The following is a 12,575-nucleotide window of genomic DNA, read 5'->3' on the forward strand; positions in this document are numbered from 1 at the left end:
GGGATATCTCGATATTTCGCTTCGTTTTAGCAAGGCACAACCGAGATCGGTTTCCCTGCCTTCAGGTTACTTTTTCAGAAGTTCGGCCTGGACGGCCGTCAGGAACTCTTGAATGTTCTCTTCGTCGCGCCGGTAGAACGTCCACTGGCCGTGGCGTTCGGCCCTCACAAATCCCGCCTGTTTCAGCAATCCCATGTAGTTCGAGATCGTGGACTGAGACAGTTTCGCCTTCTCCTGAATGTAAGCGACACAAACACCTTCAATGTCTTCGTGTCCCGGTAGCGCGGGCGGAAAGTTGGAACGGTCCTTGAGCCATTCCAGTATCCTGCGGCGCATAGGATTGTTCAGCGCAGAGATTGATCTTTCAATGTCCATATATCGAGGTATCTCGATATTCTTCGCGATGTCAATACAGCGTCGAGCCCTCCAAAGCGTGCAATCGAGGGCCCGCGTGCGTCAGACACGGTTCTGGCGCTTCACCATCGGGCCATACGCGCACCATTCCAAAATCCTGCCCTGACATGAGAGCGTGGCTAAGCTGATCGAGTTCGCCAGGGAACTGGCGGCGGGCGTGCAGCTCTACACTATCTCGCTGTCGCCGAACGAATTCATTGTAGGGCAGGGGGCCTTGGGCGGGATGGTGCTGCGCCGGGCGGTACTGTCGGGCGGCGAGATGCAGAAACCCGTTTGAAACTGTCTGCGATGGTGAACGAAGACATGGCAGATTTCATTCTTTAGAGGTTGGCAGAGCTGACTTTGCGGGACACGGAGGTGACGGCGCCTGCCATCTTTTCTCCTCGGGCGGCGTGTGGGTCGCGTTCCAGCTTGTGGCACCTTGGCGGGCGTGCAACAAGCGCGCCCGCGCCTGGCCTATCGCATGACTATGCGGTGCGGCCGGCCAGGCGGGGGGCACGATAAAGGTGGCGCGCTGATGGGGAAACTCATGTTCGTTGACAGATGTTGGGTATGCCTGCCGCGCAGGGTGATGTTGTCTTCGGACGCGCCGCATGCTTCGATGCTGCAGTCCGTGACGTTATCGTCCGCCAACAAGAACAAACAGGACTTCCCCATGCTCTCCAGAAAAGACATGTCTCTCGGTGCGCCGCTTGCGCGCGGCCGGGCCGCCCTTGCGACGCTGACTACCGTTTCGCTCCTTGCGCTGTCGTCCGCCGCCGCCATGGCGCAGGATTACGACCCGCAGGCCGTAGTGAACATCGGCTCGCTCTATGAGCCTCAGAACCTCGACAACACCCAGGGCGCGGGCCAGGGCATCAACGAGGCCTTCAACGGCAACGTCTACGAAGGTCTCTTCGTGCTAACCGACGACGGCGATGTCGAACCCAAACTGGTGGAGGGCTACGAGATCAGCGAAGACGGGCTGACCTATACTTTTACCCTGAAGGATGGTGTGACCTTCCACTCCGGTGAGGTAATGACCTCTGCCGATGTGAAAAGCTCCATCGAGCGGGTCACCGCGGAAAACTCCGCCAGCTCGCGCAAGAAGACCCTGTCGGTGATCGACAGCATCGGGACCCCGGACGACAAGACCGTGGTGGTGACCCTGAGCGCACCCTCGATCTCTCTGCCCTACAACCTTTCCTATGTCTGGATCGTCAATGACGACGCCGGCGACATCAGCGCCAGCGAAGACGGCACCGGCCCCTACACGCTGCAGGAATGGCGGCGGGGTTCGGCACTGGCCATGGTGCCCTTCGAGGGCTACTGGGGCGAAGAGCCCAGCAATGGCGGCGTGATGTTCCAGTACTTCACCGATGCAACGGCGCAGAACAACGCTCTGCTGACCGGCGCGGTAGACATCATCACCTCAGTACAAAGCCCGGACGCGCTTTCGATGTTCACCGACAATCCGGATTTCACCGTGTCTGAAGGCGCCTCAACCACCAAGGAGCTGATGGCCTACAACGACCGGGTCGCGCCGTTTGACAATGTGGAGGTGCGGGCCGCCCTGTCGCGCGCCGTGGACAAGCAGAAGCTGCTGCAGGCGATCTGGGGCGACTACGGCACGCTGATTGGCTCTTTCGTGCCGCCGACCGATCCCTGGTATGTCGATCTGAACGACGTGAACGCCTACGATCCGGAAAGCGCCAAGGAGATGCTGGCCGAGGCGGGCTATCCCGATGGTTTCTCCTTCACCCTCGACACGCCGGATTACGATCCGCATCCCGTGGTGGCGCAGTTCCTGCAGAACGAGTTGGCCAAGGTCGACGTGGACGTGAAGATCAACATCATCACGGCCAACGAGTGGTACACCAAGATCTATAAGGCGCATGATTTCGACGCGACCCTGCAGGAACACGTGAACCACCGCGACATCGTGTTCTACGGCAACCCGGGTTTCTACTGGGGCTACGACAACCCCGAGGTCACCCGGCTGATCACTGAAAGCGAGAGCGCGCACAGCATGGAGGAACAGACCGAGATGCTGACCGAGGCGAACAAGATCATCGCCGAGGACGCCGCGAGCATGTGGCTGTACCTCTACCCGCAGATCGTCGTTTCGACGTCGAATGTTTCGGGCTATCCGCTGAACGGGCTGAACTCCCAGTTCTTCGTGTCCGACATCCAGAAAGCCGACTGAGACCGCTGAAGTCTCAAACCACTGAAAGGGGCCACGCTGACGGGCGTGGCCCTGCACTGTCCGGGAAACGGGATCGATCATGGTCAGATACATGTTGCGACGGCTGGTCATCCTGCTGCTGTCGCTTTTCATTGCCGCGGTGGTTCTCTTCGTGCTGCTGCGCCTCTTGCCCGGGGATCCGGCCAATGCGCTTGTCGGCGTGGGGGCCACACCGGAGCAGATCGCCGCGGCCCAGGCACAGCTTGGCTCCGATCAGCCGCTGAGCCTGCAGTTCCTGACCTACCTGGGCGACCTGGCTCGGTTCGACCTGGGCAATTCCTTCGTGTCTCGTTCGTCGGTCCTCGATGAGATCTCGCGGCGGCTGAGCGTGACACTACCGCTGACACTGGCCTCTTTCGTGCTGGCGCTGGTGATCGCCATACCCTTCGGGATCCTTGCTGCCGTGAAGGCGGATCGTTGGTATGGGCTGCTGCTCTCGGTGATCTCGCAGATCGGTATCGCGGTTCCGGTGTTCTGGCTGGGCATCCTGCTGGTCTATGAATTCTCGCTGAACCTGCGGCTGCTGCCCTCGGGGGGCTTCCCGCTGCGGGGCTATGCCGATCCGGGGCGCGCCATCGAGTCGATGGTGCTGCCGGTGCTTACCATCGCCATTGTCATGTCGGCCTCGCTGATGCGCTATGTGCGTGCGGCGACGTTGGAGGTGCTGGGATCTGATTTCCTGCGCACCGCGCGCGCCCTGGGCGAGAGCCATACCGGGGCGTTGATGCGCCATGGGCTGCGCAACGCCGCGGTGCCGGTGGTCTCGGTGCTGGGCATCGAACTGTCGACGACCTTCCTTGGTGCCGTTGTGGTGGAACAGGTGTTCTCGCTGCCGGGCATGGGCTCGATGCTGTTGCTGGGTATCCAGCAGCGGGATTATCCGAACATCCAGGGGGTGCTGATCGTGTCGACCCTGCTGGTTCTGCTGACCGGGTTCCTGGCCGATATCCTGCAACGGGTCCTTGATCCGCGCCTGCGCAAGGAGGCCCGCTGATGTCTACAGCAAGCACCGCGCTGCCCAGTCGCCGACGCCGCGGCAACGCCACCTTCTGGCTGGGGCTGATCCTGGTGGGCGGGATCGTCCTTGCCGGGGTCGTGTCGTTCTTCTGGACGCCCTATGCGCTGTCGGACATGGCCGGCGGACGGCTGGAAGCGCCGAGTGCGGCGCATTGGGCGGGCACCGATCGTCTGGGCCGCGACCTGTTCACGCAGCTGATGATTGGGGCGCGGATCGCGCTGATCGTGGGCTGCGGAGCCGTGGGTATCGGCGCGGTGATCGGGGTGGCCACCGGCATCCTCGCGGCCTTTGCCACGCGGTTCCTGGACGATGCGCTGGCGGCCTTCTTCGATATCTTGATCGCCTTTCCGACGTTGCTGATCGCCATGCTGGTGGTTGCCGCGCGCGAGGAGGCTTCTCTCGGAACGGCGATCCTGGCGCTTGGCATCGGGTTGTCGCCCATCGTGGGACGGATCACGCGGATCCTAACGAAACAGGTGCTGGGCCAGGACTACATCACCGCCGCGCGGGTTTCGGGCACCTCCTGGGGGGCCATTGTCTACTGGCATATCCTGCCCAATATCGTGCCTTTCCTGGGGGTGAACCTGGCGCTACAGTTCGGCCTGGCGGTGATGGCAGAGGCTTCGCTGTCCTATCTCGGGCTGGGCGCACCGCCGCCCAATGCAAGCTGGGGTCGGATGCTGCAAGAGGCACAGGGCACGGTCTATACCGCGCCATGGGGCGCCATCCTGCCGGGCCTCGCGCTGTTTGCGCTGGTGATCGGGATCAACCTGCTGGCCGACGGCTTGCGTGACCGTTTCGACCCGGCACGGAGGGACGGATGATGAGCGATCTGCTGAATGTGCAGGGCCTGACGCTGGCCACCCCGGACAAGGTGCTGGTGGAGGACCTGTCCTTTTCCATCATGACGGGGGAGCGCTTTGGCGTGATCGGCGAGAGCGGGTCGGGCAAGTCGCTGACCTCACTGGCGATCACCGGGCTGCTCGCACCGTCGATCCGGCCCACCGGCCGCGTCACACTGGCGGGCGAGGAGATTATCGGCGCGCCGGAGAAACGCCTTGTGCGGATGCGCGGTGATGCGGTGGCGACGGTGTTCCAGGAGCCTCTGACGGCACTCGATCCGCTGATGCCCCTGGGCCGGCAGATCGCCGGACCGGTGCGCCGTCGCTTGAAGCGCACGGGCCAGGATGCGGGCCGGGCCGCCGTTGCGCGGGAGGTGCAGGCCCTGCTAGAGCAGGTGCGCCTGCCCGAGCCGGAGCGGCTGATCCGTTCTTATCCGCATGAGGTCTCTGGCGGCCAACGGCAACGGGTGGCCATTGCCATGGCGCTGGCCTGCCAGCCGCGCCTGCTTATCGCGGACGAACCGACAACCGCGCTCGACGTGACGACCCAGGCCGAAATCGTGCGCCTGATTACCTCGCTGGTCGAGGAACTGGGAATCGCGTTGCTATTCATCAGCCATGACCTCGCCGTAGTGGGGCAGGTGGCCGAGCGCGTGATGGTCATGCGGGACGGGCGGATGATCGAGACGGGGCCGGCGCAGCAGGTGCTGACGCGACCCGCAGACAGCTATACCCGCAGTCTCGTGGCGGCCGCACGCCGGTTCGATGAGGCCCTGGAGGGACAGCCATGACGTTGATGTCGGTGGAAAATGTCGGCTTTGCCTATGGCAAGGGGCGGCGTGTGCTGGAGGATATCTCCTTTACCGTGCCGCGTGGGTCCAATGTGGGCCTGGTGGGCGAGAGCGGGTCCGGCAAATCGACGCTGCTGCGACTGATGCTGGGCCTGGACAGCCCGCAACAGGGGCGGATCCTGTTCGACGGCGCGCCGCTGGAGGCGCGCGACCGGCGCTACATGCAGGGCTATCGCAAGCGGGTGCAGGCGGTGTTTCAGGATCCCTATTCCTCGCTGAACCCGGCGCATCGTATCGGGCGGATCGTGACCGAGCCACTGCGCTCGCTCAAGGTGCCGGGCGATCACCGCAAGATGGCCGAGGAGGCGATTGCCTCGGTTGGGCTGAGCGCCGACACGCTTGATCGCTTTCCGCATCAGTTCTCCGGGGGGCAACGCCAGCGGATCGCCATAGCGCGGGCCATCGTGGCGCGGCCAGAGCTTGTGCTGGCCGATGAGGCGGTGAGCGCGCTTGACCTGTCGACCCGGGTGCGTGTGGTGGACCTCTTCGAGGAGATTTCCGAGCGGATGACAATGATCTTCGTCTCGCACGACATCGGCGTCGTCGCCGCCCTCTGTGATCAGATGGTGGTGCTGGATCGCGGCCGGATCGTCGAGGCGGGCGCCACCAAGGAGATCCTGCGCAATCCGCAGCATGCTTATACCAAAAGCCTTCTCGCCAGCATCCCGCGGATGCCGGAAGGCTCTGTGACACTATAGTTTCAAGGACATGACATGACCGTTTCCCTAGAGTTCCAACAGGCCCATGCCGCCTGGTTCGAGACCCGCATGGCCAAGCTGACGGCCGAGGACGGCTGGTTGAACCTGCTGGGCCGTTGGTGGGTGACCCCCGGCACGCTGAGCATCGGGCGCGGTGCGGAATGCGATGTGCAGCTGGGCCGGCTGACCCTGAAAGACGACGATACCGGCGTCTTTGAAAGGGCGGACGGCGAGGCAATCCCGCTCGACAAGGCGGCGGGTGCGTTCGCGTGGCGTGTCGGACGCTTCCTGCTGGAGATCACCTCTCTCAACGAGCTGCGCGCGCTGCGCATCCGCGATGCGGAGTCCGAGGCGGCGGCACAGATGAAGCCGATCGATTTCTTCCCCCTGGATCCGGCCTTGCGCATCACTGCCCGCTGGGAGCCGCTGCCCGAACCGATGAACCTGACGCTCGACACCATCATCGGCGTGCCGACACAGGTGCCGGTGACCCATGTCGCAAAATTCGAGTTCGCGGGCCGCGAGATGGCCATGCTGCCGACCTATGGCACCGCCGATAGGCCGCAGTTCGTGTTCCGCGATCTGACTTCGCTCGACGATACCTATTCGCACATGCGTTTTGTCTTTGGCGAGGACGTGACAGAAGACAGCGTGGTGATCGATTTCAACCGGGCTACAAACCCGCCCTGCGCCTTTACCCAGCATGCGGTCTGTCCCTTGCCGCCGCGCGAAAACCTTTTCCCGGTGCGGATCGAGGTAGGCGAACGCCGTCTCTGACAGGCGTCGTCCGCGTGCGCGCGAATTCGATACCTGACTTATGCATCGGAGATGCAAAAACTATCCGCGCGAAGGTGTAGGCCGCCATCAAGTCCGCGAGATGGAAGGGGAGCCTATTGAGGCTCTCCTACTGATCCCCTGACCGAAAGGACCTGCCATGACCTACAGACCCGTAATGATGCTCACCGGCGGCAGCCGTGGGATTGGCGCAGAGATCGCCCGCGCGGCACAGGCCCTCGGCTGGCACGTGAGTCTGGGGCTGCGCAATCCCGACGCAGTGCCGGAAGGGCTTGATCCTGCCCTGCTTGACGCCTTCGCCTACGATGCCACTGATCGCGATGCCGAGGCTTCCTGGGCGGAGGCGGTCATGGCAAATCACGGCCGGATCGACGCCATCGTCGCAAGCGCCGGGCTGTTCACCTCCAACAGCATCGTCGGGGCCCCGGAGGCCGAGGTCGACACGCTGCTGGAAGTAAATCTGCGTGCACCGCGGCGGCTGGCCATGGCGACCTGGGACGCCCTGAAAGCCGGCGGCCACGGCCGCGTCATCATCCTTGGATCGCTTTCCGGCAAGCGGGTAGCCTCGGCCGGATCCGGGCTTTATTCGGTCAGCAAGTTCGCGGCTGTCGGCCTTGCCCATGCCCTGCGCTATGAAGGCTGGGATTACGGCATCCGCGCCACTGCGGTCTGCCCCGGCCTCGTGGCGACCGACATGGGCGAAACTGCCGCCGCTGGCGGCAGGGCGGCGGAGCAGATGACCCAGCCCGACGAGGTCGCGCATCTGGTGATGGAAGCCATCGGCCTGTCGAACACTGCCTCGTTGCCCGAGATCCACATCAACTGCCGAACCGACGGTATGTTCTGATCGGTCCCCGCGACCAGTGACGTGCCAACGGCTTCTTCCCCCCACGTCGATCTGAGACCGGTCCGACTTGGGGCCGGCTAAAGGACAGAACGCGATTTTCGGAGTGGCCTGGTGCCGACCGACGGCAACACGCGACAGCGGCTTCGTGCAGTTCTTAAAACACCGGCATTGCCTGCCATGTTCCCGGCGACGCCTGACCGTGCTGAAAGATCGCTCTGGAACGATAAGGCCTTCCGTTCGTTGACCTTGAATGGTGGTGCAGATGCACCGCCCGTTTGCCCCTTCGCAACGGAGATACAGATGAAGACCACCCTTACAGTCAACGGGCGTTCGCATGAGGTCGACCATGACACGCGTCGGACCTTGCTCGACACCCTTCGCGACGATCTCGATCTCCCCGGTACGAAGAAAGGCTGCGATCATGGCCAATGCGGGGCCTGCACCGTGCTTGTGAACGGGCAACGCGTTAATTCCTGCCTATGCCTGACCGCGATGCATGACGGAGACGAGGTCACGACCATCGAAGGGATCGGGTCGCCTGAGCGGCTCTCGGCCTTGCAAAAGGCCTTTGTCGAGAAAGATGGCTACCAGTGCGGCTACTGCACCCCCGGTCAGATCATGTCGGCAACCGCGATGCTCAAGGAGATGCGTGACGGGGCGCCGTCCTACGTGAGCGACGACCTTGATGCAGCTGAGCTTTCCGATGCGGAGATGGCAGAACGCATGTCTGGCAATCTTTGCCGCTGTTCCGCCTATCCCCTGATCCGCGAGGCCATCGCCATGGCCGCGGAGGTGGAGAAATGAGGCCCTTCGACTATCAGCGCGCCACCTCTTTCGACGATGTGAGTGCAGGGCAGATCATTGCCGGGGGAACAAATCTGCTCGACCTCATGAAAATCCAGGTCATGACGCCTGACACCCTGGTCGACATCACGCGGCTTGAGGGCTTGTCCGAAATCCAGGCAGAGGGAGAAGGCCTGCGCATCGGCGCCTTGGTGACCAATTCTGCTCTGGCCAATGATGCGCGGGTCCGGGCGGGCTGGCCGCTCTTGTCGCGTGCGATCCTTGCGGGGGCGTCGGCCCAGATCCGCAACAAGGCGACAACGGGCGGCAATCTGCTGCAACGGACCCGCTGCCCTTACTTTTACGACACGTCGCAGGCCTGCAACAAGCGCACCCCAGGTGAAGGTTGCGCGGCGCAGGGCGGCGCGGGCCGGATGTTGGCGCTGTTCGGGACGTCCGAACATTGCCTTGCCGCGCACCCCTCGGACATGGCGGTCGCGCTGACGGCATTGGAGGCCGCGGTGGAGATCCGCAGCGCGGATGGCGAGACCCGCCAGGTGCCGATGCACGAGTTCTACAGGGGGCCGGGGGACCGCCCCGATATCGAGAACGGGCTGGGTAAGGGGGATCTGATCACTGCTGTGATCCTGCCATCTCCGCATGCGGGTGCACGCCAGACCTACCGCAAGGTGCGCGACCGCGCTTCCTACGCCTTTGCGCTGGTCTCCGTCGCCGGATCGGTTGCGATGGAGGGCGATACCATCACGCAGGTCAGCCTGGCCTACGGCAGCGTGGCGCCGCATCCCTGGATGGACCACGACGTTGTGCAGCTCCTTCAGGGTGAGACCGCGTCCAACGCCCTGTTCGAGCGCGCGGCCGACGCACTTGTCCCTGACAGCGCGCCGCATCCCGACACCGACTACAAGCGCAACCTTCTGCGCCGCACCTTTATTGCAACAATGCGCCAGCTGACCGGGCCTGGCGACACCGCAGGTACCGACATCGCGAGGACGCAGGGATGACTGACCGTTTCACCATGGATGAACCCCAGCCGCGCTTGCTAGATGAAACCGGACAGGGCGTGATAGGCACCCCGATGGACCGTCCCGATGGGCCGCAAAAAGTATCGGGCACGGCGGGGTACACGGCGGACCATCCCGCGCCTGAAGGCATGGCGCACGGCTACCTGGTGCGGGCCACGATCGCTCGGGGCAAGGTTCTGAAAATCGACCGGGAGGGGGCCATGGGGCTTGAAGGTGTCCTTGACGTCATCACGGACCCGCGCATGACCCGCAACCCGGCGCAGGGTATGGCCGGGGAAGCGCCCGTGCAGCCGGCGGATGCGGTGCATTACCATGGCCAGCCGATTGCACTTGTGGTTGCCTCGACCTTCGAGGCAGCGCGCGACGCGGCACAGCGCCTGAGCGTGGAATACGAGACCGAGGACGCCGCCGTCTCCCCCGGCAACACTCGGGACACCGAAGTCGATGATCCCGAAACGGCTGGCGATTTCGATGCCGCCTGGGATTCCTCCGAGGTGACGGTGGACCTCAACTATACCACCCCGTCGCACGCCGCGGCGGCGATGGAGCCCCATGCCGCCGTCGCGCAGTGGAACGGCGATGCGGTCGAGTTGCGCGGCTCGCTTCAGATGGTGCGCTTCAACAAGAAGGAATTGGCCGACTCCCTTGGCATAGACGCATCCCAGGTCCGGATCCTGTCGCCCTTTGTCGGCGGCGGCTTTGGATCGAAACTTGGCATCGGGCCGGAAGCGGTTGCCGCCGCGATCGCTTCGCAAAAGCTGGGGCGTCCGGTACGGGTGGTGATGACGCGTCAGAACGTGTTCGACATGATCCTGCGGCGCTCGGAGACAGCGCAACACGTTCGCTTGGGCGCGACCCGGGACGGGCGGATCACGGCGATTTCGCACGATGACCGCGTGTCCAACCTTGACGAGGAAGGCTTTGCCGAACCGGTCAGCCAGGCCTCTCAGTTCCTCTATGGGGCCGATGGGCTGAGCTTCACCCAGACTGTCGCGCGCATTGCCGCCACGCCCGCGGGCTCTGTCCGCGCGCCGGGCGAGGCGGTCGGCATGGTGGCCTTTGAGGCTGCCATCGACGAGCTGGCCGACAAGCTGGGGATGGATCCGCTTGATTTGCGCCTGAAGAACCTGCCTGAAAAGCACCCGATGGACGGCCGGCCCTACAGCGCCCGGCGCCTTGCGGACTGCCTGACGGAGGGCGCAGAGCTATTCGGGTGGGACGCGCGATGGGAGGCCGGGTCGCGTCGCGAGGGCGACTGGCTGATTGGTATGGGCATGTCCTCGGCAGCGCGCAGCAACGTGCTGGTGAAATCCGCCGCGCGCGTTCGGCTGACAGGGGATCGCGCCATTGTCGAGACCGACATGACCGATATCGGCACCGGCTCCTACGCCATCCTGAACCAGATCGCGGCAGAGATGCTTGGCCTCTCGCCCGACCGTGTCGAGGTCCGGCTGGGCGATTCCGACCTGCCGGGGGCCTCTGGCTCCGGCGGCTCATTCGGGGCAAGTTCGGCGGGATCCGCGACATTCCTGGCAGCCAAAAAGATCCGGGCGGAGATCGCGCGGAAAATTGGCTGTTCCGAGGAGGCTCTGACGCTTCAGAAGGGCCGGGCGCGCGGCGACAATCGCGAAGCCGATCTGTCAGGCCTTGTGACGGAAGAGATCGTGGCTGAGGCCGAGATAGAGGGCGGCAAAACCGCAGAGAGCCACTTCTCTTCCGGGTTTGGGGCCCATTTCGCCGAGGTCGCCGTGAATGAATGGACCGGAGAGGTCCGCGTCCGCCGGATGCTGGGTGTGATGTCGATGGGGCGCATCCTGAATGAAAAGACGGCCCGCAGCCAGGCACTTGGCGGCATGATCTGGGGAATTGGAACCGCGCTGACCGAAGACATGCAGAGCGACAGCCGCGACGGGCATGTGGTGACGCGCGACCTCGCCAATTACCACGTTCCGTCCCATGCCGATGTGCCCGGCGACATGCAGGTGGTCTTCCTGGAAGAACGCGATGACTGGGCCAATCCGATCCAGACCAAGGGGATTGGTGAGCTTGGCATCTCCGGCGCCGGGGCTGCGGTTATCAACGCGATTTCACACGCGAGCGGACACCGTATCTACGACATCCCGGCACTGCCGGATCGCGTCATCTCGTCGTTCGGCGTGAAGTGACTCGCAGAGAGGCCGCAAACTTCTTGCGGCCTCTCTGCGACGGATAGTGCGGCTTATCTATCTGCCTGTCCTCAAGTGGGCAGGGCGCCTGCCAGACAGGCAGGCTCAGTGGCCGAAGATCTGGCTCAGGAAAAGCTTGGTGCGCTCGTTCTGCGGGTTTTTGAAGAAGGGTTCCGGGGCGTTCTCTTCGATGATCTGGCCGTGGTCCATGAAAATGACGCGGTCCGCCACTTGCCGTGCGAAGCCCATCTCGTGGGTGACACAGAGCATGGTCATACCGTCCTGGGCGAGGCCGACCATGGTATCCAGCACTTCCTTGATCATCTCCGGGTCGAGCGCCGAGGTTGGTTCGTCAAAAAGCATGATCCGGGGTTTCATGCAGAGAGAGCGCGCGATCGCCACCCGTTGCTGCTGGCCGCCGGAGAGCTGCCCGGGGTACTTGTTGGCCTGATCGGCGATCCGCACACGCTCCAGATAGTGCATCGCCGTGTCGGTTGCTTCCTTGCGTGAGGCTTTTCGCACGGACATGGGGGCGAGGATGCAGTTCTCAAGGATCGTCATGTGCGGGAAAAGGTTGAACTGCTGGAAGCACATGCCGACTTCCGAGCGGATGCGGCTGATGTTCTTCGTGTCTGAGGTCAGCTCTACCCCCTCGACGGTGATGTCGCCCGCTTCATGCGTCTCGAGGCGGTTAATGCAGCGGATCAGCGTGGATTTACCTGAGCCGGAAGGTCCGGCGATGACGATCCGCTCGCCCTCCGCAACCGTTAGGTTGATGTCCTTCAGCACATGAAAATTGCCGTACCACTTGTTGAGGCCGGAGATGCGGATCGCGGGGGAGGGGTCCTTGGTCATCAGTCAGTCCTGTCGGGAGAATCGGGAAGTTGGGGTCATG

The 12,575-nt window shown here is 63.5% G+C and carries 13 protein-coding genes; 11 read left to right on the forward strand and 2 right to left on the reverse strand.

The window, feature by feature from the left end:
* Positions 1–66 precede the first annotated feature (66 nt).
* Positions 67–375 (reverse strand): helix-turn-helix transcriptional regulator, encoded by a 309-nt coding sequence (locus HCZ97_RS08680; protein WP_167688306.1) that lies wholly within the window; start codon positions 373–375, stop codon positions 67–69.
* A 154-nt stretch (positions 376–529) separates the two neighbouring features.
* Here HCZ97_RS08680 and HCZ97_RS08685 point away from each other — a divergent pair, with 154 nt between their 5' ends.
* The 11 genes from HCZ97_RS08685 to HCZ97_RS08735 all read left to right on the forward strand — a co-directional run bounded on the left by HCZ97_RS08685 (position 530) and on the right by HCZ97_RS08735 (position 11,680).
* Complete coding sequence (locus HCZ97_RS08685) at positions 530–691, forward strand: hypothetical protein (RefSeq protein WP_167688307.1); 162 nt, start codon at positions 530–532, stop codon at positions 689–691.
* A gap of 378 nt (positions 692–1,069) precedes the next feature.
* On the forward strand, positions 1,070–2,599 hold the full coding sequence (locus tag HCZ97_RS08690) for an ABC transporter substrate-binding protein (protein WP_175581674.1): 1,530 nt from the start codon (positions 1,070–1,072) through the stop codon (positions 2,597–2,599).
* A gap of 79 nt (positions 2,600–2,678) precedes the next feature.
* Positions 2,679–3,632: an ABC transporter permease gene (locus HCZ97_RS08695; protein ID WP_167688308.1), complete on the forward strand. Its 954-nt coding sequence runs from the start codon at positions 2,679–2,681 to the stop codon at positions 3,630–3,632.
* Positions 3,632–4,480 (forward strand): ABC transporter permease, encoded by an 849-nt coding sequence (locus HCZ97_RS08700; RefSeq protein ID WP_167688309.1) that lies wholly within the window; start codon positions 3,632–3,634, stop codon positions 4,478–4,480. The genes HCZ97_RS08695 and HCZ97_RS08700 overlap by 1 nt, the downstream gene beginning before the upstream one ends.
* Complete coding sequence (locus HCZ97_RS08705) at positions 4,480–5,289, forward strand: ABC transporter ATP-binding protein (protein WP_167688310.1); 810 nt, start codon at positions 4,480–4,482, stop codon at positions 5,287–5,289. The genes HCZ97_RS08700 and HCZ97_RS08705 overlap by 1 nt, the downstream gene beginning before the upstream one ends.
* Positions 5,286–6,047, forward strand: coding sequence for an ABC transporter ATP-binding protein (locus tag HCZ97_RS08710; RefSeq protein ID WP_167688311.1), 762 nt, complete (start codon positions 5,286–5,288; stop codon positions 6,045–6,047). Before HCZ97_RS08705 ends, HCZ97_RS08710 begins: the two co-directional genes overlap by 4 nt.
* Positions 6,048–6,062: 15 nt before the next feature.
* Positions 6,063–6,824, forward strand: coding sequence for a DUF1684 domain-containing protein (locus HCZ97_RS08715; RefSeq protein WP_167688312.1), 762 nt, complete (start codon positions 6,063–6,065; stop codon positions 6,822–6,824).
* A 157-nt stretch (positions 6,825–6,981) separates the two neighbouring features.
* Positions 6,982–7,689 carry an SDR family NAD(P)-dependent oxidoreductase gene (locus HCZ97_RS08720; protein WP_167688313.1) on the forward strand — a complete coding sequence of 236 codons (708 nt, stop codon included), beginning with the start codon at positions 6,982–6,984 and terminating at the stop codon, positions 7,687–7,689.
* Positions 7,690–7,989: 300 nt separating this feature from the next.
* Positions 7,990–8,493, forward strand: coding sequence for a 2Fe-2S iron-sulfur cluster-binding protein (locus tag HCZ97_RS08725; RefSeq protein WP_167688314.1), 504 nt, complete (start codon positions 7,990–7,992; stop codon positions 8,491–8,493).
* On the forward strand, positions 8,490–9,494 hold the full coding sequence (locus HCZ97_RS08730; RefSeq protein ID WP_167688315.1) for a xanthine dehydrogenase family protein subunit M: 1,005 nt from the start codon (positions 8,490–8,492) through the stop codon (positions 9,492–9,494). Before HCZ97_RS08725 ends, HCZ97_RS08730 begins: the two co-directional genes overlap by 4 nt.
* Complete coding sequence (locus HCZ97_RS08735; RefSeq protein ID WP_167688316.1) at positions 9,491–11,680, forward strand: xanthine dehydrogenase family protein molybdopterin-binding subunit; 2,190 nt, start codon at positions 9,491–9,493, stop codon at positions 11,678–11,680. The genes HCZ97_RS08730 and HCZ97_RS08735 overlap by 4 nt, the downstream gene beginning before the upstream one ends.
* Positions 11,681–11,785: 105 nt before the next feature.
* On the opposite strand, the gene HCZ97_RS08740 is transcribed toward HCZ97_RS08735, so the two are convergent.
* On the reverse strand, positions 11,786–12,535 hold the full coding sequence (locus HCZ97_RS08740; protein ID WP_167688317.1) for an amino acid ABC transporter ATP-binding protein: 750 nt from the start codon (positions 12,533–12,535) through the stop codon (positions 11,786–11,788).
* Between the last annotated feature and the right edge of the window lie 40 nt (positions 12,536–12,575).

Source organism: Pseudooceanicola sp. HF7, assembly GCF_011806405.1.
Taxonomy (GTDB): Bacteria; Pseudomonadota; Alphaproteobacteria; order Rhodobacterales; family Rhodobacteraceae; genus Pseudooceanicola.

Coding starts and splice junctions, on each gene's coding strand:
- HCZ97_RS08680 (WP_167688306.1), bottom strand. CDS start 375: ATGGACATTGAAAGATCAATCTCTGCGCTGAACAATCCTATGCGCCGC.
- HCZ97_RS08690 (WP_175581674.1), top strand. CDS start 1,070: ATGCTCTCCAGAAAAGACATGTCTCTCGGTGCGCCGCTTGCGCGCGGC.
- HCZ97_RS08695 (WP_167688308.1), top strand. CDS start 2,679: ATGGTCAGATACATGTTGCGACGGCTGGTCATCCTGCTGCTGTCGCTT.
- HCZ97_RS08700 (WP_167688309.1), top strand. CDS start 3,632: ATGTCTACAGCAAGCACCGCGCTGCCCAGTCGCCGACGCCGCGGCAAC.
- HCZ97_RS08705 (WP_167688310.1), top strand. CDS start 4,480: ATGAGCGATCTGCTGAATGTGCAGGGCCTGACGCTGGCCACCCCGGAC.
- HCZ97_RS08710 (WP_167688311.1), top strand. CDS start 5,286: ATGACGTTGATGTCGGTGGAAAATGTCGGCTTTGCCTATGGCAAGGGG.
- HCZ97_RS08715 (WP_167688312.1), top strand. CDS start 6,063: ATGACCGTTTCCCTAGAGTTCCAACAGGCCCATGCCGCCTGGTTCGAG.
- HCZ97_RS08720 (WP_167688313.1), top strand. CDS start 6,982: ATGACCTACAGACCCGTAATGATGCTCACCGGCGGCAGCCGTGGGATT.
- HCZ97_RS08725 (WP_167688314.1), top strand. CDS start 7,990: ATGAAGACCACCCTTACAGTCAACGGGCGTTCGCATGAGGTCGACCAT.
- HCZ97_RS08730 (WP_167688315.1), top strand. CDS start 8,490: ATGAGGCCCTTCGACTATCAGCGCGCCACCTCTTTCGACGATGTGAGT.
- HCZ97_RS08735 (WP_167688316.1), top strand. CDS start 9,491: ATGACTGACCGTTTCACCATGGATGAACCCCAGCCGCGCTTGCTAGAT.
- HCZ97_RS08740 (WP_167688317.1), bottom strand. CDS start 12,535: ATGACCAAGGACCCCTCCCCCGCGATCCGCATCTCCGGCCTCAACAAG.